Annotated in this window: 15 protein-coding genes, 2 tRNA genes and 4 pseudogenes; 10 read left to right on the forward strand and 11 right to left on the reverse strand. The window is 74.5% G+C overall.

The window, feature by feature from the left end:
* Positions 1-21: 21 nt before the first annotated feature.
* Positions 22-513: a MarR family transcriptional regulator gene (locus AB4039_RS36810; protein ID WP_266843766.1), complete on the reverse strand. Its 492-nt coding sequence runs from the start codon at positions 511-513 to the stop codon at positions 22-24.
* 258 nt (positions 514-771) lie between these two features.
* On the opposite strand from AB4039_RS36810, the pseudogene AB4039_RS36815 reads away from it, so the two are divergent.
* The 3 genes and pseudogenes from AB4039_RS36815 to AB4039_RS36825 all read left to right on the forward strand — a co-directional run.
* Positions 772-852, forward strand: a pseudogene (locus AB4039_RS36815) (dihydrofolate reductase family protein); the annotation flags it as partial.
* A 51-nt stretch (positions 853-903) separates the two neighbouring features.
* Positions 904-2,208 carry a sensor histidine kinase gene (locus AB4039_RS36820; RefSeq protein WP_266843764.1) on the forward strand — a complete coding sequence of 435 codons (1,305 nt, stop codon included), beginning with the start codon at positions 904-906 and terminating at the stop codon, positions 2,206-2,208.
* Positions 2,196-2,945: a response regulator gene (locus AB4039_RS36825; protein ID WP_442272802.1), complete on the forward strand. Its 750-nt coding sequence runs from the start codon at positions 2,196-2,198 to the stop codon at positions 2,943-2,945. Before AB4039_RS36820 ends, AB4039_RS36825 begins: the two co-directional genes overlap by 13 nt.
* Positions 2,946-2,968: 23 nt before the next feature.
* On the opposite strand, the gene AB4039_RS36830 is transcribed toward AB4039_RS36825, so the two are convergent.
* The 3 genes from AB4039_RS36830 to metG all read right to left on the reverse strand — a co-directional run bounded on the left by AB4039_RS36830 (position 2,969) and on the right by metG (position 6,599).
* Positions 2,969-3,346: a hypothetical protein gene (locus AB4039_RS36830; protein WP_442272803.1), complete on the reverse strand. Its 378-nt coding sequence runs from the start codon at positions 3,344-3,346 to the stop codon at positions 2,969-2,971.
* Positions 3,347-3,355: 9 nt separating this feature from the next.
* Positions 3,356-4,600, reverse strand: a complete 1,245-nt coding sequence (locus AB4039_RS36835; RefSeq protein WP_442272804.1) for a glycosyltransferase 87 family protein — start codon at positions 4,598-4,600, stop codon at positions 3,356-3,358.
* 283 nt (positions 4,601-4,883) lie between these two features.
* Positions 4,884-6,599, reverse strand: a complete 1,716-nt coding sequence (gene metG / locus AB4039_RS36840) for a methionine--tRNA ligase (protein ID WP_442272805.1) — start codon at positions 6,597-6,599, stop codon at positions 4,884-4,886.
* Between the two features lie 576 nt (positions 6,600-7,175).
* Between metG and AB4039_RS36845 the strand changes: the two genes are divergently transcribed.
* Both AB4039_RS36845 and AB4039_RS36850 read left to right on the forward strand, forming a co-directional pair.
* Complete coding sequence (locus AB4039_RS36845; protein ID WP_266843758.1) at positions 7,176-7,778, forward strand: sigma-70 family RNA polymerase sigma factor; 603 nt, start codon at positions 7,176-7,178, stop codon at positions 7,776-7,778.
* 794 nt (positions 7,779-8,572) lie between these two features.
* Positions 8,573-9,292 (forward strand): annotated as a pseudogene (locus AB4039_RS36850) (IclR family transcriptional regulator domain-containing protein); the annotation flags it as partial.
* A gap of 565 nt (positions 9,293-9,857) precedes the next feature.
* Here AB4039_RS36850 and AB4039_RS36855 read toward each other — a convergent pair.
* The 3 genes from AB4039_RS36855 to AB4039_RS36865 all read right to left on the reverse strand — a co-directional run bounded on the left by AB4039_RS36855 (position 9,858) and on the right by AB4039_RS36865 (position 11,435).
* A tRNA-Leu gene (locus AB4039_RS36855) sits at positions 9,858-9,942 on the reverse strand.
* Positions 9,943-10,151: 209 nt separating this feature from the next.
* A tRNA-Leu gene (locus AB4039_RS36860) sits at positions 10,152-10,239 on the reverse strand.
* A gap of 254 nt (positions 10,240-10,493) precedes the next feature.
* A complete protein-coding gene (locus AB4039_RS36865) occupies positions 10,494-11,435 on the reverse strand; it encodes a beta-ketoacyl-ACP synthase III (RefSeq protein WP_266843757.1) in 942 nt (313 codons plus the stop codon).
* A gap of 206 nt (positions 11,436-11,641) precedes the next feature.
* Between AB4039_RS36865 and fdhD the strand changes: the two genes are divergently transcribed.
* Positions 11,642-12,484, forward strand: a complete 843-nt coding sequence (fdhD, locus tag AB4039_RS36870) for a formate dehydrogenase accessory sulfurtransferase FdhD (protein ID WP_442272806.1) — start codon at positions 11,642-11,644, stop codon at positions 12,482-12,484.
* 49 nt (positions 12,485-12,533) lie between these two features.
* Here fdhD and AB4039_RS36875 read toward each other — a convergent pair whose 3' ends face one another.
* Both AB4039_RS36875 and AB4039_RS36880 read right to left on the reverse strand, forming a co-directional pair.
* Complete coding sequence (locus AB4039_RS36875) at positions 12,534-12,959, reverse strand: (2Fe-2S) ferredoxin domain-containing protein (protein WP_266843755.1); 426 nt, start codon at positions 12,957-12,959, stop codon at positions 12,534-12,536.
* A gap of 9 nt (positions 12,960-12,968) precedes the next feature.
* A complete protein-coding gene (locus AB4039_RS36880; protein ID WP_442272807.1) occupies positions 12,969-14,021 on the reverse strand; it encodes a bile acid:sodium symporter family protein in 1,053 nt (350 codons plus the stop codon).
* 152 nt (positions 14,022-14,173) lie between these two features.
* On the opposite strand from AB4039_RS36880, the gene AB4039_RS36885 reads away from it, so the two are divergent.
* Positions 14,174-15,025 (forward strand): LysR substrate-binding domain-containing protein, encoded by an 852-nt coding sequence (locus tag AB4039_RS36885; RefSeq protein WP_266843753.1) that lies wholly within the window; start codon positions 14,174-14,176, stop codon positions 15,023-15,025.
* A gap of 32 nt (positions 15,026-15,057) precedes the next feature.
* Here the strand turns inward: AB4039_RS36885 and AB4039_RS36890 are convergent, their stop codons facing one another.
* Positions 15,058-15,744 (reverse strand): hypothetical protein, encoded by a 687-nt coding sequence (locus tag AB4039_RS36890; RefSeq protein WP_266843752.1) that lies wholly within the window; start codon positions 15,742-15,744, stop codon positions 15,058-15,060.
* A gap of 256 nt (positions 15,745-16,000) precedes the next feature.
* Here AB4039_RS36890 and AB4039_RS36895 point away from each other — a divergent pair, with 256 nt between their 5' ends.
* The 3 genes and pseudogenes from AB4039_RS36895 to AB4039_RS36905 form a co-directional block, all read left to right on the forward strand.
* On the forward strand, positions 16,001-17,824 hold the full coding sequence (locus tag AB4039_RS36895; RefSeq protein WP_266844151.1) for a long-chain fatty acid--CoA ligase: 1,824 nt from the start codon (positions 16,001-16,003) through the stop codon (positions 17,822-17,824).
* Between the two features lie 241 nt (positions 17,825-18,065).
* Positions 18,066-18,914, forward strand: a complete 849-nt coding sequence (locus AB4039_RS36900; RefSeq protein WP_266843751.1) for an aldo/keto reductase — start codon at positions 18,066-18,068, stop codon at positions 18,912-18,914.
* A gap of 62 nt (positions 18,915-18,976) precedes the next feature.
* Positions 18,977-19,153, forward strand: a pseudogene (locus tag AB4039_RS36905) (RICIN domain-containing protein); the annotation flags it as partial.
* Positions 19,154-19,216: 63 nt separating this feature from the next.
* On the opposite strand, the pseudogene AB4039_RS36910 reads toward AB4039_RS36905, so the two are convergent.
* Positions 19,217-19,495: pseudogene (locus tag AB4039_RS36910) on the reverse strand (4a-hydroxytetrahydrobiopterin dehydratase); the annotation flags it as partial.
* Between the last annotated feature and the right edge of the window lie 257 nt (positions 19,496-19,752).

Consider the following 19,752-nt stretch of genomic DNA (forward strand, 5'->3'; position numbering starts at 1 on the left):
GGTCAGGCCATCGGCGGGGCGTCAGGCCCCGTCCGCGCGCTCCACGTTGGCGATCATCGTGCGCAGCACCCGGAGCGCGGCGACGTACTCCTCGTCGGTGATGCCCTCGTGGACCACCGCGCGCAGTTCGGTCACCACGGCCCTCACCCGCGCCCTGGCCGCCTCGCCCGCCCCGGTGAGGTACAGCCGCTGCCCGGCGTCGACGCACAGCCAGCCCCGGTACACGAGCCGGTCGACGACCCGGGCGATCTCGTCCGGCCCGTCCGCGAGCGGCGTCAGCTGGACGACGGTCTCCGTGCGGGTGGGGGCCGCCGGTCCGCCGTGGACGCGGTTGAGCACCCAGTACTCGGGCTGGGTGACGTCGATCCGGGCCAGGGCGTCGCGCAGGTGGCGGGTGACCTTCGCGTGGGCCAGGCCGCTCCAGTAGCCGATGGGCTGGGTGGCCAGGGCCTCATCGGTCGCGGCCGGGTCTGCGGGGGCCTGGTCTGCGGCCGGGCGCGTCGCGGATGTCATGGCCCCCACGCTAGCCGCCGGAGTCGGCGCGGCCCTCGGGTCGCGCCGGAGCCCCCGGCGGCCGCGCCCGCAGGCTGCCCCGTCCCGGGTTGCGCCCCGGTACGCGTACCCGCGCCGGCGATCTCCGACGCGGGGGTCCGCAGGGCGACTCCGAGGGCGAGCCGGCCTCCGCCGTGTAGGCGAGGAGGGCCGGTCGGGACCGTCGGGCAGGCTGAGGCTCTCGCAGGCCACCCGAACCACTTCCGATCGGTCACGGCCGATGAACTGCTCGACCGGTTCCACCTGGAGGTCGTGCCCAGCCCGAGCGGCGTCATGCACCACCTTTTCTGGCGCAGGTGACCGTCCCCCGGGCCCGTCGGCCCGCGCGCCACAGCCCTTAGGCTGGGGCGCATGTCCGGTGCCACCACCCCGCTCCCCGCTCCTCCGGTGACCGTGTGGGCGGTGGGGCGGCGGCCGTGGCGGTTCCTGCGGTCGTGGTGGCCGTGGCGGTGCTGGGCGTACCTGGGCAGCGGGTTCCCCCTCGGGTACGCGGTGCTGGTCGCCCTGGTGCTGCTCGTGGGCCTCGGGGTGGTGCTTGCGGTCGCCGGGGTCGGTCTCCTGCTGCTGCTCGCCGCCGTCGCCGGTGCCGTGCCCCTGGCCGAGCTGGAGCGGCGCAGGCTCCGGTGGGTCGAGCCGGCTCCCGTCGCCGATCCGCACACCTCGCTCGCCGGGGCCGGCGCCGCCGCCTGGCTGCGCACCCGGCTGCGGGAACGGGCCACCTGGCGGGAGTTCGGCTACGCCGCCCTGCTGGGGGCCGTGTTCGGCGCGGCCGGTTTCGGGGTGCTGGCGCTGGTGGCGTTCTCGCTGCTCCTCGTGGTGTCCCCGGTCGTCGTGTGGGCGCTGGCCCCGGAGCCGGTGATGCTGATACCCGGCCGGGCCGTGACGGGGCCCCTGGAGGCGCTGGGCGGGACGGCCGCCGGGCTGGCGGGGCTGGTGCTCGCGGCGTACGCGGGCGCGCTGATCGCCGGGGCGCAGGTGAAGACGGCCCGGCTGCTGCTCGGGCCGCGCGAGGAGGACGGCCGGGTGCTGGAGCTGACCCGGTCCCGGGTCCGGCTGGTGGAGGCCTTCGAGGCGGAACGGCGGCGCATCGAACGGGACCTGCACGACGGGGCCCAACAACAACTGGTCGCCCTCAGCATGACCCTGGGCCTCGCGGAGCTGCGGCTGCGCGGGATCCCGGAGGCGGCGGAGGCCGCGGCCCTGGTCGGCCGGGGGCGCGCCGAGGCGAAGCTGGCGCTGGAGCAACTGCGGGACCTGGTCCGGGGCATCCACCCGCAGGTGCTGACCGACCACGGCCTGGCGGCGGCCGTCGCCGAGGTGGCGCTGCGCCATCCCGTCCCGGTCACGGTGGACCTCGGCGGCCTGCCCCGGCTGCCCGAACCCGTGGAGACGACCGCCTACTTCACCGTCACCGAGGCCCTCGCCAACGCCGCCAAGCACAGCGGCGCAGCGCACGTCGGCGTCGCCGGTAGGGTCGAGGGGGACCGGCTCACTCTCACCATCACGGACGACGGCCGCGGCGGGGCCGATCCCGGCGCGGGAGCGGGCCTGGCGGGTCTCGCGGACAGGGTGGCGATGTTGCAGGGCAGGCTGACGGTGTCCAGTCCGGTGGGCGGTCCGACCGAACTGCGCGTGGAGGTCCCGTGCTCCGTGTGATCCTCGCGGAGGACTCCGTGCTGCTGCGTGCCGGCCTGACCGAGCTGCTGACCCTCGGTGGCCACCGGGTCCTCGCCGCCGTGGGCGACGCCCCCGCCCTCCTGGAGGCGGTGGAGGCCGAGCGGCCCGACGTGGTCGTCACGGACGTCCGGATGCCGCCCGGACTGCGCGACGAGGGGCTGCGGGCCGCGCTCGAACTGCGTTCCCGGGACGCCTCGTTGCCGGTCCTGGTGCTCTCCCAGTACGTGGCGACGGCGTACGCGGCCCAGCTGTTCACCGGCGCTTCGGCGGCCGGGCTGGGCTACCTGCTCAAGGACCGGGTCGGCGAGGTGACCGAGTTCCTCGACGCCCTGGAACGGGTACACGGCGGCCAGACGGTCATCGACCCGGAGGTGGTGCGCGTCCTGCTCGCGCCGCCATCGGCCCCGGACCGTCCGCTGGCCCGCCTCACCCCCCGCGAGCGCGAGGTGCTCGCGCTGATGGCCGAGGGGCTCAACAACCAGGCCCTGGCGGCCCGGCTGTTCATCACCGAGGCCTCCGTCGTCAAGCACGCGGGCAGCATCTTCACGAAGCTGGACCTGGACCCGACGGAGGGCAACCGCCGCGTCCTGGCGGTCCTGGCCCACCTCCGGGGCCGGGAGGGGGCGGAGGGGACGTCCGGCGGACCGGGACGCCCGGCACCCCCGGCACCCCCGGCACCCCCGGCACCCCCGGCACCCCCGGGACACCCGACCTGATCCTCCGGAGACCCCTTACGCCCTCACCGCCAGGTGCCCCAGGGTTTGGTTCCCTCCGGGTCCAGGGCGTCCGCGCGGGCGCGGAGTTCCTCCGCGATCTCGTCCCAGGAGGGGCCGTGCGCCTCCAGGTTGAAGGCGGCTTCCCTGATCAGGGCCGGGTCGTCGGGCCGTTGCAGCAGGAGCAGCCGGTAGGCCAGGTTACGGACCCACACGGGGAGCAGGCCGTCGACCACGGCCCGGCACAGCTCACGGAACATGGCGATGATCTCGTCCGGGCCGGCGAAGGTCAGCTCCTCCGCGAAGTACGTCCAGTGGTGCTCGCGGGTCTCGCATTCGGGCGTCGGCCCGTACTCGTCGCCCCAGATGCAACGGGCGTGCTCGGTCAGCGTGGTGTGGCGCATGGCCGGACCCTACGCCGCCCCGGCCGCCCGGGACTCCCGCGCCCGGGAGCGGGCCACGATCCGGGACGCGGCCGGCCGGGACGCGCCGGGCCGGGGCGCGACGGAGCGGGCCCAGAGGGCGAGCAGCAGCGGCAGTGCCAGGTAGCCGAAGCGGCCCGCCGGGGCCAGCAGGAAGGCCAGCGTCAGCCCCAGCGCGAGCCGGTCGGCGGCGGCGACGACCGTGCGCGGCGGGCGCGCCCACAGGGAGAGCCCCACCCCCAGTCCGGCCAGGGCCAGCAGGGCCACCGTCACGTACCAGCCCCACGGTCCGAGTCCGGCGAGCAGGTGCCCCGGCAGGGGACTGCTCGCCGGGGTCGGCACGTCCGCCCGGCCCGTCGGGAAGGCGAACACCTGCCGCCACAGTTCCGCCGGCTGGAGCAGCACCCCCGGGAGCACCAGCACCGCCGTGCCGGACACCGCCACCGCCGCACAGCGCAGCGCCGCCCGCGCGCCGCGACGGGCTCCGAGTACGGCGACGGCCACCGCCACCGCGGGCAGCGCGGTCCACTTCATGGCGCACGCCGCCGCGAGCGCCGCCCCGGCCACCGCCGGACGGCCGGAGGCGGCCGCCGCGAGCGCCAGGCAGCACAGCCCCGCCAGCGGCAGGTCCACCCCGCTCACCACCAGCGGAAGGGCCACCACCGGAGAGGCCACCAGCAGCGGGAGCAGCGGCGAGGGGCGACTGCCGAGCATCCGGCGGCCGGCCCACAGGGAGGTGAACAGGGCCGCCGCGCACCAGATCCGGGCGTCGCCGAGGAGGCGGACCGCCCAGCCGTCGCCGCCGCCCAGCAGGGCGCGGGGGAGGCCGAGGAGGGCCATGCCGGGCAGGTAGGGGGTGTACTCCTCGACTCCGCCGGGCCGGTCCACGTAGAGGCGTCCGGAATCCAGCAGGAGCCGCCCGGACCGTTCGATCACGCCCACCTCCGACTGGCCCTGACCGGTGAGGACCAGGTACAGCAGGGGCAGGACGACGGCTCCGGTCAGGGCCGCGGCCCGCGCCGAGCGCGGGCGGCCCACGGCGGTGGCCCCGGCGGCCACCAGGTATCCCGCGGCCGCGCAGCAGCCCCACAGCCGGTGCGGGCCGAGCGGGGAGAACAGGGGGAACGCCAGCGCCCAGACGGCCGCGAGCAGCCAGCCGACGGTCCACCGGGCGGTGGGCGAGGCGGGCAGGACACGGGCGGCCACGGGCGGGAGCGGGCGGGCGGAAGGGGTCATGGACCCATTCCAGCCGCGTGGCCCCGCGGGGTCTGCACGCCCAGGCGGAGCCTTCGTGGTGGGGTTTTCCCTACCCCGCCGGGTCCCGGGCGGGATTCCTGCCCCCGGCGGGAGCCGGGCGGGATCCCTGCCCCGGCCGGTCCCGGGGGCGGGATACCTGCCCCGGCCGGACCGGGGTGGAGCCCCTGCCCCGGCCGGTCCTGCGGGCCGCGGCCGCCGTTCACGCCGAAGGGCGCGACCTCGGCAGGTCGCGCCCTTCGGGGAGCCGTTGGCGGCGGGGCCGTCAGGCCTCCGGGGCACCGCCGAAGCGCTCGCGGTAGGACTCCAGGTCCTCCTCGGTGACCCTCGCGAAGAGCACCGGCGGCACGGTGAACGGGGTCCCGGCCGGAACCGCGTCCAGCGCCTTCGCCTGCTCCGGGGTCACCCACACCGCCGTGTCGTCCGCGAGGTCGAACGCGGAGCGCATGGCGCGCGCGGAGGCCGGGATGAAGGGCTCGGAGACCACCGAGTAGAGGTGGATGAGGTTCATCGCGGTGCGCAGGGTGAGGGCCGCGCCCTCCAGGTCGGTCTTGACCTCCAGCCAGGGGGCCTTCTCGTCGAGGTACGCGTTTCCGGCCGACCACAGGGCGCGCAGCGCGGCCGCCGCCTTGCGGTACTGGAGGGCCTCCATGTGGCCCTCGTACTCGGCGAGGAGCTCGGCGATCTGCTCGCCCAGCTTGGCCTCGGCCGCACCGGCGGCGGTGCCCGCGGGGACCTCGTCGCCGAACTTCTTGCGGGAGAAGGTCAGCACCCGGTTGACGAAGTTGCCGAGGGTACCGCCGAGGTCCTTGTTGACCGTGGCGGCGAAGTGCTCCCAGGTGAACGACGAGTCGTCCGACTCGGGCGCGTTCGCGATGAGGAAGTAGCGCCAGAAGTCGGCCGGGAGGATCTCCAGCGCCTGGTCGGTGAAGACGCCGCGCTTCTGCGAGGTGGAGAACTTGCCGCCGTAGTACGTCAGCCAGTTGAAGGCCTTGACGTAGTCGACCTTCTTCCACGGCTCGCGGGTGGCCAGCTGCGTGGCGGGGAACATCACCGTGTGGAACGGGACGTTGTCCTTCGCCATGAACTGGGTGTAGCGGACGTCCTCGGCCTCGTACCACCAGGCCTTGTAGTCGCGGTCCGCCGGGTCGAGGTCGGCCCACTCCTTGGTGGCGCCGATGTACTCGATCGGGGCGTCGAACCAGACGTAGAAGACCTTGCCCTCGGCGGCCAGTTCGGGCCACGTGTCGGCGGGCACCGGGACGCCCCAGTCGAGGTCACGGGTGATGGCGCGGTCGTGCAGGCCCTCGGTCAGCCACTTGCGGGCGATGGAGGAGGCGAGCTGCGGCCACTCCTCCTCGTGCTCGGCGACCCAGGCCTCGACCTCGTGCTGGAGCGCGGACTGGCGCAGGAACAGGTGCTTGGTCTCGCGGACCTCCAGCTCGGTGGAGCCGGAGATGGCCGAGCGGGGCTCGATCAGGTCCGTGGGGTCCAGGACGCGGGTGCAGTTCTCGCACTGGTCGCCGCGGGCCTTGTCGTAACCGCAGTGCGGGCAGGTGCCCTCGACGTAGCGGTCCGGCAGGAAGCGGCCGTCGACCGGCGAGTAGACCTGCCGGATCGCCCGCTCCTCGATGAAGCCGTTCTCCTGGAGCCTGCGCGCGAAGTGCTGGGTGATCTCGCGGTTCTGCTCGGAGGAGCTGCGGCCGAAGTAGTCGAAGGACAGCTCGAAGCCGTCGTAGACCGCCTTCTGGGCGTCGTGCGCCTGCGCGCAGAACTCGGCGACCGAGATCCCGGCCTCCTTGGCGGCGAGTTCGGCGGGGGTGCCGTGCTCGTCGGTGGCGCAGATGTACAGGACGTCGTGGCCGCGCTGGCGGAGGTACCGGGAGTACACATCCGCCGGAAGCATCGACCCGACCATGTTGCCCAGGTGCTTGATCCCGTTGATGTAGGGAAGCGCGCTGGTGATCAGGTGTCGAGCCATCCTCGGATGCTCCATTCGTTTCATTTGTACGGGTTCATGCGTAACGGCGTGCCGTGACGGATTGTGATGCGGTTCATCGTATCGAACCGCCGAAAGGGCACGCGCCCGCATTTCGTCCGGGTGGACGTGACGCAAAAAACAGCGAGGGCAGTGACCTCTCCGTCACGGCCCTCGCAATGGGCCCATGTTACAGCCGCGGTACGGAGCCCCCGACCGGTGTCCGGGGTACGGGCACCCCCGCGCCGGGCGGCGCCCGCCGCGCCCCACCGGGTGCCGCGTCCAGGCCCGCCGGGTACCGCCTCCCGCCCCTCGGTCGCGTCTGCCCGCCCCTCCGTCGAGGGCGGCGAGCTGGTACCGGTGGCCCGCCGGGGAACGTCACCGGGTGCCCACGAGCCCAGGCCGCACGTCCGCCCCGCACCCCGGCCTCTGCGTACGCACTGGCCGGACCGTCGATCGGTCGATATCGATCACCAAGCGATCATCACCAAACGTAATATTTCCAGGTTTCTTCTCTGCGCCCTCCGAGTGCGCCCGCGCTGCTTCCATGGACCCGCACAGGGGATGAGGTGGGGAACGGTGAGCGATGGCGGACCGGAGGAGTCCGGCGGGGCCGTGGGACTGCCCAGCCGCAGGCGGCAGCCGACGCCGATGAGCCAGTGGGATCCGACCGCGCGCCTGTCGTACTGGGCCTTCCACGCCAACCGGCGGCCCGCGTACATGCGCTTCGCGTACCTCCAGCTCGGCTCCGACGCGGCCGCCGAGGACGCCGTGGACGCCACCTTCGAATCGATCATGAACGAGTGGCTCCGCATGCTGCACATGGACCGGCTCGACGCCTACGCCTGGACCGTCCTCAAGCAGCGGATCGTCGACTGGCAGCGGCGCCGCGACCCCCGCCACCACCGGCCCGAGCCGATGGACACCAGCGCCTTCGAGGCCGCCCTCAAGGAGGCCCACGCAGACCAGTACGAGGTGCTCACCGACACCATCCGCTTCTACTCGGCGGTCTCCCGCCTCGCCGAGCGCCAGCGGGACGCCGTGATGCTGCGCTACGGACTCCAGTGCACCCCCGGCGAGGCCGCCTCCGTGATGGGCGTCGACGAGGCCACCGTCCGCTCCCAGCTCGGCCAGGCCCACCGCCGCCTCGCCCGGCTCCTCGACGCGTCCGCCGGATCATGAGGCCCCGCGCGACCGACGCCGACGGCGCCCCCGCAGGCCCCCCGCGCGCGCTGGCCGAGTTCCTGGCACGGGCGGGCGTGCGCGACCGCTACCCGCACTACGACCTCGGCGCGGCCGAGTCCCGGCTGCTGCGCGGCCCGCGGGCCCCCGGCGCGACCGCGGCGACGGTCAGGAACCGGCGCCGCCCCTTCGGCTGGAGCGACCCGGCCCGGGACTGTCCCCTCGACTCCGAGCGGGCGCGCCGGGACCTCAAGGCCGCCTGCCTCGCCGTGGTCTGCGACCCGCGCGCCGCGCACGACCTCGGGCGTTTCACCGACGGCCGGCACAGCGACCTGCCCGGGGCGGTGGTCTTCGGCTGTCTGCTGCACCTCGCGGGGCTGCGCGAGGGCTCCCGCTTCTGGTGGCAGTTCGCCGCGGGCTCCGGCAGCCCCCGCACCGCCCCCGCCGCGTACTGCCTCTTCCTCGACCACTCCCGCCGCGGCGAACACCACGACGCCCGGTTCTGGGCACGGGAGCTGGGGCGGCGGGGATTCCGCCCCGGCGGCCGCCGTGAGCTGCGCGAGGTACGGCTGTGCGCCCAGGCGGCCGTCCTGCGCTACGTGGACCAGCCCGACGACCCCGACCTGGGCCCGGTGCCGCTGCCCCGGGCGGGGCTGCCCTCGGTGCTCGCCGCGTTCCTGCCGCCGCCCCCGCTCACGGCGCGCGGGCCCGGCCCCGGACCGGGCCCGCTGCGGCACCCCGCGCTGACGTCGGCCGCCCGGGGGACGGTCGTCCAGACGGGCACGGGCGGGGCCCTGGCGGAGGCGCGGCGCGCACTGGCCGTCGTACGCGTCCTGGAGCGGCACCCCCTGGGGGTGCGGACCGCCCGGCTCGTACGCGACTCCGGCCTGACCGAGGCGGCGCTGCGCCCGCTCCTGGCCATGCTGTGCGAGGAGCAGTACGCCTACCGGCCGGGCGCGGGGGTGTACGCCCGCGGCCCGGCCCTGGACCGGCTCGCCGCCCCCGGCGGCAGGGGCCTGGCGGGGCAGCTCCAGCGCACCCTCGCCCTGGCCCGCGACAGCGCGGGTGCCGCCGTGTACCTCAGCCGGTACGCGGAGGGCGAGGTCCGGATCACGCAGATGGCGGACGGGCCGGGGGCTCCGCCGGTGCGGGAGTGGGTGGACTTCCGGGCGGCCGCGCACGCCAGCGCGGTCGGCAAGTGCCTGCTGACCCAGCTGGACCACCGGGACCGGGCCGACCACGTGACCCGCCACCGCCCGGCCCGGCTGACGGCGCGGACGATCACCGACAGCCGGACCCTGTTCAGTGCCCTGGACGCGCTGGCTCCGGGCGCTCCCGTCTTCGACCTGCGCGAGTACTCCCCCGGGGTCGTCTGCGCGGCGGTGCCGATCGCCACCGGCGGCGCCGCCGGGAGCCTGGCGCTCTCGCTGCCGGCGAGTCACGCGCACCGGCTGCGCTCCGCGACCGAGGCCCTGCGCCGCAAGGCCGTACCGGTCCTCCTGGCGCTCCTCCTGTCCGGCGCCATCCCCCCGGACCCCGCCCCGGACGCCACCCCTGACCCCGCCCCCGCGACCGCTCCGGAGCCCCCGCCCGCCCGCTCCGCCGCCCCGCACGCGCCGGCCACCCCGCCCGGCCCGGCGTCCGCCACCCGCATGACCCCGGAGACCCTGCGCCTGCTGGGCCGGCTCTTCCGCACCCCGCTGACCCGCGCCACCGCACCCGAGGGCCCCCACCTGGTCAGCGATCCCGCGACGGCGGCGGCCTACCTCTTCGAGGCCGACGCCCCACCGGACCCCGACCACCCCCGCCTCGCCCTCCCCCGCACCTTCACCCAGGTCCCCCCGGGCACCCTCCCCGCCCCGGACGGCCTGGTGGTCCTCCACATGTGACCCCCCTCCGCGACCGCACCGCCCGGCCGCCGGAGGGCGAATGACCAGAGCCGGGTCCGCCCCGGCGCGGGCACGCGGGTGATCGACCCGAGCGCCCGTACCGCACCTGACCGGTTCGCCACAGACGAAAGAGCCGGCCAGGGCGACGTCGCGTCGCTCTGGCCGGCTCTGTCAGGTCGTTTGACCACGGTGTCCGAGGGGGGACTTGAACCCCCACGCCCGATAAAGGGCACTAGCACCTCAAGCTAGCGCGTCTGCCATTCCGCCACCCGGACCGGGTGATGCCTCCGCAGGGTGATCCCCGCGGCGACACGGACCACCTTACCAAGGGCTGAGAGCGCCGTTGACCAGGGCTTTCTGCCTGGATCGCGCGCCCTCCCGCCGGTGCGGGCGTCTCCCCTTCGGCGTCGGCGGGACCGATCACGGGGTTGGTCGCGCCATCGCCCGGAAACGCGAAAGAACCCCACCGAAGTGGGGTTCCTGCTGGTGTCCGAGGGGGGACTTGAACCCCCACGCCCGATAAAGGGCACTAGCACCTCAAGCTAGCGCGTCTGCCATTCCGCCACCCGGACTAGGTGGTCGGCCCCGGTTTCCCGCGGCGACATGGACAACAATAGCAAAGGATCGGCGGGGTTCCGACCACTTATCCGGGCGACGGAACGGCAGACGCGCCGCGCTGACCTGCAGGCATGCGTGAGTGGGGGTGGCGAGACGGGGCGTCTCGGATGGTTGCGGGCGGCCCGGTCCGTCGCCGTGCCGGGGCGGGTGTGCGCGAGGCCCGCCCCGGGCGGGACGGGCCTCGCGTGTGCGTACGGGTGCGCCACGGCTAGGGGCAGTGGATGACCTGGCCGGCGTAGGAGAGGTTGCCGCCGAAGCCGAAGAGCAGGACCGGGGCGCCGGAGGGGATCTCGCCCCGCTGGACCAGCTTCGAGAGGGCCATCGGGATGCTGGCCGCCGAGGTGTTGCCGGAGTCGACGACGTCGCGGGCGACCACGGCGTTCACGGCGCCGATCCTGGCGGCGAGCGGCTCGATGATCCGCAGGTTCGCCTGGTGCAGGACGACCCCCGCCAGGTCCTCGGGGGTGATCCCGGCCTTCTCGCAGACCTTGCGGGCGAGCGGCGGGAGCTGGCTGGTGGTCCAGCGGTAGACGGACTGGCCCTCCTGCGCGAAGACCGGCGGGGAGCCCTCGATGCGTACGGCGTGGCCCATCTCCGGCACCGAGCCCCACAGGACGGGGCCGATGCCCGGCTCCGCGCTGGCCTCGACGACGGCCGCGCCCGCGCCGTCGCCGGTCAGCACGCAGGTGGTGCGGTCGGCGTAGTCGGTGATCTCGGTCATCTTGTCGGCGCCGATGACCAGGGCGCGGGTCGCCGCGCCGGCCCGGATCGCGTGGTCGGCGGTGGCCAGGGCGTGCGTGAAGCCCGAGCACACGACGTTGATGTCCATCACCGCGGGCGCTCCGCCCATGCCCAGCTTCGCGGCGACCCGCGCGGCCATGTTGGGGGAACGGTCGATGGCGGTGGAGGTGGCCACCAGTACGAGGTCGACGTCGTCCGGGATCAGACCGGCGTTCGCGAGGGCCTTGCCGGCGGCCTGGTAGGCCAGCTCGTCCACGGGCTCTTCGGGACCCGCGACGTGCCGGGTCCGGATGCCGACACGCGACCGGATCCACTCGTCGTTGGTGTCGACCATGGCCGCGAGGTCCTCGTTGGTGAGCACTTTCGCGGGCTGGTAGTGCCCTAGCGCCACCACGCGTGAACCGGTCATGGGCGGGGTCCCCCTCTGTACGGCGGTCAGGAATTACCCAGCTTCGCCTGCTACCGGTGGGTACGGGTGCGTGTGACCCGACAGGATTCCTGCACCGGAATTTGGAGAATTCCGAGCAACTTCCTGCCGGGAGCCCCGTGGGCCGCGCATCCGCGAGAATGTCCTCGTCAAGAGCACGACGAGCAGGGAACGGGTGGCTGATCGCCATGGGACGGGTCACCGAGCGGCGCCGGGTCGTACGCATCCGGGGCGGATCGGTCGGGGCGCGCCCCGACACGCTGGTCGCGGAGGAGCCGCTGGAGATCCGGCTCAACGGCAAGCCGCTGGCCATCACCATGCGCACCCCGGGTGACGACTTCGCGCTGGCGGTGGGCTTCCTCGCCAGTGAGGGCGTGGTCGCGCACGCCTCGGACGTCCAGGCCGTCACCTACTGCGAGGGCGCGACCGAGGACGGTTCCAACACCTACAACGTGGTCAACGTGCAGCTGGCGCACGGAGTGCCGGTGCCCGACATCACGCTGGAGCGGAACGTCTACACCACCTCCTCCTGCGGTCTGTGCGGCAAGGCCAGCCTGGACGCGGTCCGTACGGCGACCCGTTTCCCGGGGCTCGCCGCCGACCCGGTACGGGTGACGGCCGGCCTCCTCGGCGAGCTGCCGGACCGGCTGCGCGCGGCGCAGAAGGTCTTCGACCGTACGGGCGGGCTGCACGCGGCCGGGCTGTTCTCGGCGGACGGCGAGCTGCTCGACGTACGGGAGGACGTGGGCCGGCACAACGCCGTGGACAAGATCGTCGGGCGGGCCCTGCAGGCGGGGCGCCTGCCGCTGGCCGGTGCGGTGCTCCTGGTGTCGGGCCGGGCCTCCTTCGAGCTCGCGCAGAAGGCCGTCATGGCCGGGATCCCGGTCCTGGCGGCGGTTTCGGCGCCGTCCTCGCTGGCGGTGGACCTGGCCCTGGAGTCCGGGCTGACCCTCGTGGGCTTCCTGCGGGGCCCGGACATGAACATCTACGCGGGCGACCACCGCATCGTCCTGCCCGCCGGGCCCGCGTAGGGGCGGCCGGCCCGAGGACCACGGCGGCCGCCGCGGCGGCCGGCACGGCCTAGCGCCGGCGGCCCCGGCGCGGGGTGGTGGGCTCCTTCGGGGCCGGGGGGTCGATGCGGTGCAGGTCCAGGGTGGCGGGGACCGGGGTGCTGCCGGGGCCGCCGGACCGGGCCCAGTCGATGATCTCGTCCGTGGCGGTGTCGTCGAGGGCCCAGCCGAACCAGACGGCCCGGGCGCCCCGGCTCCGGGCCTCGCTGGTGGGCTGGACCACGATCACGTTGGCCTGCGCGCACGGTCCGAGGCAGTCGCTGGTGCGGACCGCCAGCCGGCCCCCGGACGCGGCGGCGGCCTCCCGCAGCCGGGCGAGCTGGCCGGCGTGGTCGGAACCGGGGTTCTTGCGGGGGTCCCCGCAGCAGCAGCCGCGGCAGACCACCAGGGTGCAGGGGCGCGGGGCGTGGGCGGCGAGCGGGCGTATCCAGGTCACCGCCGCACGTTACCGGCCCTGCGGGGCCGGGTGTTGGGCCGGGGGCGAGACCTCCGCCACACGCCCCGGGGGGAGTTCGCTCCCGGGGGCCCCGGGGTCCCGGGCGCGGCGCCGGGCCAGGACCGCGCAGACCATCAGCTGCATCTGGTGGAAGAGCATCAGCGGCAGCACCGCGAGCCCGGCCTGGGCGCCGAACAGGACGCTGGCCATGGGGAGTCCGGCGGCGAGGCTCTTCTTCGACCCGGCGAACTGGATCGCGATCCGGTCCTCGCGGCCGAATCCGAGGCGTCCGGCCCCGTACCAGGTGACGAGGAGCATCACGGCGAGGAGTACGGCCTCCACCGCCAGCAGCGCGCCGAGCCGCGGGAGGCTGACGCGGTGCCAGACTCCGGCGGCCATGCCCGCGCTGAAGGCGGCGTAGACGACGAGCAGGATCGAGCCCCGGTCGACGTAGCCCAGCACCTTCTTGCGGCGGACCAGGAAGCCGCCGACCCAGCGGCGCAGAACCTGACCGATGAGGAAGGGCAGCAGCAGCTGGACGACGATCTTGAGGAGGGAGTCCGGGGAGAAGCCTCCCGCGTCGGCGCCGAGCAGGCCGGCGGCGAGGAGGGGGGTGAGGACGATGCCGGCGAGGCTGGAGAAGGAGCCGGCGCAGATCGCGGCGGGGACGTTGCCTCGGGCGATGGAGGTGAAGGCGATGGAGGACTGGACGGTCGAGGGGACCAGGCAGAGGAAGAGCAGGCCGCTGTACAGGGGCTGGGTCAGCAGGGTGGGGACGAGTCCGCGGGCGGCCAGGCCCAGGAGCGGGAAGAGGACGAAGGTGCAGGCCAGCACGGTGACGTGGAGGCGCCAGTGGCGCAGCCCGTCGAGGGCCTCGCGGGTGGAGAGGCGGGCCCCGTAGAGGAAGAAGAGCAGGGCGACGGCGCCGGTGGAGGCGCCGTCGGCGACGGTGGCGGCCGCGCCCCGGGCCGGGAGCAGCGCGGCGAGGCCCACGGTGGCGAGCAGGGCCAGTACGTACGGGTCCAGGGGCAGCCGGGCGGGGAGGCGGGGACGACGTCGCATGGGCGGTGTTCACTCGCTGTGGGTCGGGGCGGAGGGCAGCGGGAGGGAGCTGGAAGCGGAGGGGGTCCTCCGTTCATGCTCGCGGGTGCGCGGTCATCGGGAAACACGCACACCGCACTGACTGCCATCACGAACCGCAATAGGCTGGTTCCATGTACGACCCCGTTCAGCTGCGGACCTTCCTCACGGTGGCCCAGACGCTCAGCTTCACGCAGGCCGCCGCCCGGCTCGGCGTGCGGCAGTCCACGGTCAGCCAGCACGTGCGACGGCTGGAGGGGGCGACGGGGCGGACGCTGTTCGTCCGGGACACGCACAGCGTCGGGCTCACGGAGGACGGCGAGGCCCTGCTGGGCTTCGCGCGGACCATCCTGGAGGCGCACGAGCGGGCGGCGGCCTTCTTCACCGGGACGCGGTTGCGGGGGCGGCTGCGGTTCGGGGCGTCGGAGGACTTCGTGCTGACCCGGCTCCCGGAGATCCTGGAGGGGTTCCGGCACGAGCATCCGGAAGTGGACCTGGAGCTGTCGGTCGAGCTCTCGGGGACCCTGCACGAGCGGCTGGACGCGGGGCGCCTCGACCTGGTCCTGGCCAAGCGGCGCGGGCCGGGGGACGAGCGGGGCCGGCTGGTGTGGCGGGACCGGATGGTGTGGATCGGGGCGGAGGGGGTGCGCGTGGACCCGGAGCGTCCGGTGCCGCTGATCGTGTTCCCGCCGCCGGGCATCACCCGGGCGCGGGCCCTGGAGGTGCTGGAGCGGGACGGGCGGGCGTGGCGGATCGCGTGTACGAGCGGCAGCCTCAGCGGTCTGATCGCGGCGGCCCGTGCCGGGCTCGGGGTGATGGCGCACACCCGCGGGCTGATCCCTCCGGGGCTGGTACGGGTGGGCGGGCTGCCGGAGCTGGGGCCGGTGGAGTTCGCCCTGCTCCAGGGACGGCGCCCGACCCCGGCGGCGGAGGCGCTGGCGGCCGCGGTCCTGGCGGGCGGCGACCGCCTGAGCCGGCCGGCGTAGGGCGGGCGGCGTAGGGCCGGCGGAGCCTGCGGCTATCGGCGCGGGCGGCCGGGGGCCCCGGCGTCGCGGGGGCGGGGCTGGACCTCGAAGGCGTCGTCACCGCTGAACCGGACGGTGCCCGCAGGCAGGCAGTCCGCCTCGCGGTCGGGCGCGAAGCCGTCGCAGTGCTCGGCGCTGAGGGTGATGAAGACCGTACTGGTGTGGGTACCGACGGTCAGCGGCTTGAGGGGCGGCGAGATGGGGTCGGAGTACGGAAACCCGTCCGAGGTGACGAGACCGGTCCGCAGGACCTGCTTCTTCTTGAAGGTGAAGGTCCGCTCGTGCGGCGTGCCGATGTCGTGTACGTAGGTGGCGCTGACGAATTTGGCGTTGAAGTCCTCGATCGGGGCGATCCCGGGGCGCAGCGGCGTGTAGCCCGCGGGGTAGACGGCGCTCTGGGCGTCCACGGCGGTCGCCCAGCCCAGGGTGGCCCTGACCCAGGGCTCCTTCGCGAGGGTCACCCGGCAGGTGAGGGGCGGGCCGATGATCCGCTCCTTGACGTGGAAGACCGCGTTGAAGCCGAAGCCGTCCGAGGCCACGCAGTGCGGTACGCGCGGCCGCGCGGCCGGTGCGGCCGGGTCGGTGGCGGCGGAGGCGGCGGGCGCGCTCACCGCAGCGCCGCAGAGGGCGGCGGCGAGCAGGGGTGGCAGGGCCGCGGCGAGGAGGCGGGGTCGGTTCACCGGTGACCAGCTTTCGAAGGGGCGGCGGGAGGGACCGCCGGACAGCCGACCACACCGCGCACCGCGGCGGTCGGCGACATCCGCGGGGCAGGGCCGGACGGCGGACCGGGCGACACCCGTTCGAGTCCCGCTCGTACGAGTGCGCAGGTGGCGGGGCATGGCGCGCGGGGGGATCTTGTGGAGGTTTCCGCAGGGGTGCCGGTGCCCCGGGCCGGTGGGGTAGCGTCGCGGCGCTCGGCAGGAGAGGAGCGGAATGTTGCGCGAGTTCGGCGTTCCACCCGTGGTCACGGGCCCTGCGGTCGGCGGACTGGCCGACTGCGTCTTCCAGTACGCCGGGGAGGAACCCGAACGGGTGGTGCTCGGGCGCAAGGTGGACGGCGTCTGGCGGGACGTGACCTCCGGGGAGCTTGCCGCCGAGGTGCTGGCGCTCGCCAAGGGGCTGCTGGCGCAGGGGATCCGTTTCGGGGACCGGGTCGCCGTGATGTCCCGTACGCGCTACGAGTGGACCCTGTTCGACTTCGCCCTGTGGGCGATCGGCGCCCAGCCCGTCCCCGTCTACCCGACGTCCTCGGCGGACCAGGTGCACTGGATCCTCTACGACTCCGGCTGCGCCGGCTGCGTCGTGGAGGACGAGGACCAGGCCATGACGGTCGGCTCGGTGATCGAGCGGCTGCCGGGGCTGCGCCTGCTGTGGCAGCTCGACGCGGGGGCGGTAGGGGAGCTGGTGGAGGCGGGCCGGTCGGTGGACGGGGACGTGGTGCACCGTCACCGCCGGGCCGTGACCCCGGACGCGGTCGCCACCGTCATCTACACCTCGGGGACCACGGGCCGGCCCAAGGGCTGCGTGCTCACCCACGCGAACTTCATGTTCGAGGCGGACACCCTGGTGGACCGCTGGGAGTCGGTGTTCCGGGCGGGACCGGGCGAGCAGCCGTCGACGCTGCTCTTCCTGCCGCTGGCCCACGTCTTCGGGCGGATGGTGGAGGTGGCCGCCGTACGGGCCCGGGTCAAGCTGGGGCACCAGCCGGTGCTCGCCGCCGCCGAACTGCTGCCGGACCTCGCGGCCTTCCGGCCGACCTTCGTGCTGGGGGTCCCGTACGTCTTCGAGAAGGTGTTCGCGGCGGCCCGCCGCAAGGCGGAGGCGGAGGGGCGCCGGGGTCCCTTCGACCGGGCGGTGGAGACGGCGGTGCGGTACGCGGAGGCGCGCGAGCAGAAGGCGTTCGGGACCGGGCCGGGGCCGTCGGCGGGGCTGCGGATGGAGCACCAGCTCTTCGAGAAGCTGGTGTACGGGAAGGTGCGCGAGGCGCTGGGCGGCCGGGTCCGGCACGCGATGTCGGGCGGGTCGGCGATGTCACGCCGGCTGGGGCTGTTCTTCGAAGGCGCCGGGGTCACGGTGTTCGAGGGGTACGGGCTGACCGAATCCTGCGCCGCCGCCACGGCGAATCCGCCGGGGGCGACGAAGTACGGGACGGTGGGGCGGCCGATCCCCGGCAGCACCGTGCACATCGCCGACGACGGGGAGGTGTGGCTGCGCGGCGCGCACGTCTTCTCGGGGTACCTGAACGACCCCCGGGCCACGGAGGAGGTGCTGCGCGGCGGCTGGCTGGCGACCGGGGACCTGGGGCGCCTCGACCGGGACGGGTACCTGACGATCACCGGGCGCAAGAAGGAGATCCTGGTGACCTCCAACGGCAAGAGCGTGGCGCCGGCCGCGCTGGAGGAGCGGGTGCGGTCGCATCCGCTGGTGTCGCAGTGCGTGCTGGTGGGCAACGACCGGCCGTTCATCGCGGCGCTGGTGACCCTGGACGTGGAGGGGATGGCGCACTGGCTGTCGATGCGCGGGCTGCCGCAGCGGCCCGCGGAGCAGCTGGTGGGTGACCCGGAGCTGGCGGCGGAGGTGCGGCGGGCGGTGGTGGCCGCCAACACGCTGGTCTCGCAGGCCGAGGGGATCCGGGCCTTCCGGGTGCTGCCGGGGCAGTTCACGGAGGAGCGCGGGCTGCTGACGCCGTCGCTGAAGCTGAAGCGGCGGGCGATCGAGAAGGCGTACGCGCGGGAGGTCGCGGAGCTGTACCCGTCCTGAACCGGGCGTCCCGGGAGCGCGGCCCCGGTGGGCGGCGCGAGGTCGGGGCGGGGTCCGGGCGAGGTCCGCGTGGGGTCGGTGCCGGGTCCGGGCGGGGTCCGGGCGGGGTCGGTGCCGGGTCCGGCGGGGGCCTGTGAGGTCCGCCCCGATGGCGGGAATAGGGCGTGCGGGCGGCCGGTTGTCGCCCCTCGTACGCCGTGGCACGGCCCACACCGCACCGACCCCGAGGGAACGACCAGACGTGAACCAGGTCCCCAGCATCAAGCTCAACAACGGCACGGCCATGCCCCAGCTCGGCTTCGGCGTCTGGCAGATCCCGGACTCCGAAGCCGAGCGGGCCGTGGGTACGGCGCTGGAGGCCGGCTACCGGAGCATCGACACGGCGGCGGTCTACGGCAACGAGCGCGGCACCGGCCGCGCCGTGGCCGCGTCCGGGGTGCCGCGCGAGGAACTGTTCGTCACCACCAAGCTGTGGAACGGGCCGAAGCGGCGCTGGGGCCGGGACGAGGTGCTGCGTGCCTTCGACGACTCGCTCGACAAGCTGGGCCTCGACCACCTCGACCTGTACCTGATCCACTGGCCGCGCCCCATGCGCGACGACTTCCTCGCCATCTGGAAGACCTTCGAGGAGATCGCGGCGTCCGGCCGGGCCAAGGCCGTCGGCGTGTCGAACTTCCGCCCGGCGGACCTGGAGCGGCTCCGCGGCGAGAGCGCCCTGGTGCCGGCGGTGAACCAGGTCGAGCTGCACCCGCTGTTCCCGCAGGAGGAGCTGCGGGCGCTGCACGCCTCCCTCGGCATCGTCACCGAGGCCTGGTCCCCGCTCGGCCAGGGCAAGGAGCTGCTGACCCTTCCCGCGGTCGCCGCCGTCGCCGCCCGGCACGGCCGCAGCGCCGCGCAGGTGGTACTGCGCTGGCACCTGCAGCTCGGCAACGTCGTGATCCCGAAGTCGGTGACGCCCTCCCGGATCCGGGAGAACCTGGACGTGTTCGGCTTCGAGCTGGACGCCGCGGACCTCGCGGAGCTGTCCGCCCTCGGTGCGGGCGCGGCGGGCCGCCGGATCGGTCCCGACCCGGCCGTCTTCGACGTCTGAGGGGCGAGCGCGTGAACCTGGTGGACGGGGTCTACCGGATCCGCAACGTGGACAGCGGCCTGGTGCTGCAGCTGGAGGGCGCCTCCSGGGTGCGGGTGGGCCCGGACGGGCCGCCCGCACCGGCCGCCGCCCGCCGGTGGCGGATCTCGCCGGTGCACAGCGGCGGCGGGATCTTCCACGTCGTGAGCGAGGACAACGGACGGCGCCTGGACGTGGCGAACGCCTCGACGGACAGCGGGGCCCGGGTGCAGGTGTGGCGGGCCAATGCCTTCGGGGCGCAGGAGTGGCTCGTCGAGGAGCACCTCGACGAGCCGTTCGGCGAGGTCGAAGTCCTTCTCCGTGACCAGGCCGCCGGCGTCGTGGCTGTTCACCGACAGGCGCACGGTGTCGTAGCCGAGGGTGAGGTCCGAGTGGTGGTTCAACTCGTCCTGCACCACCGTGATGTGGGAGACCAGCGCACTGGCGGCCCGGTGCGTGGCCAGTCGGTAGGTGCGGACGATGTGGTCGTCCTCGAAGGCCCAGCCGGGGAGTTCCCGCAGCCGGTCCTCGATCTCCTTCTGCGAAAGCGGTTCGCTCGGCATCCGCGTTCTCCTTCCCCGTGACGTGTGGTCAGTTTCCCACAGGTGCGCCGGATCGAACCTTTCGCGCCATAGTGCGACCGGGTGCTCCCGCACGCTTCCGGGCCCCGGGCGGGCGCCCTATGCTCCTGCGCCGGACAGGCGTTACCACCGGTAACAAGGAGGCGGGGCATGGCGGCTCGTACGGGCGGTTCCAGGCGCGCGTTCATCGCGGGCGCGGCGGCGACCACGGCCGGCGCCCTGTCGGCCGCGGGGACGGG

This window comes from Streptomyces sp. M-16, assembly GCF_052114405.1.
Classification (GTDB): Bacteria; Actinomycetota; Actinomycetes; order Streptomycetales; family Streptomycetaceae; genus Streptomyces.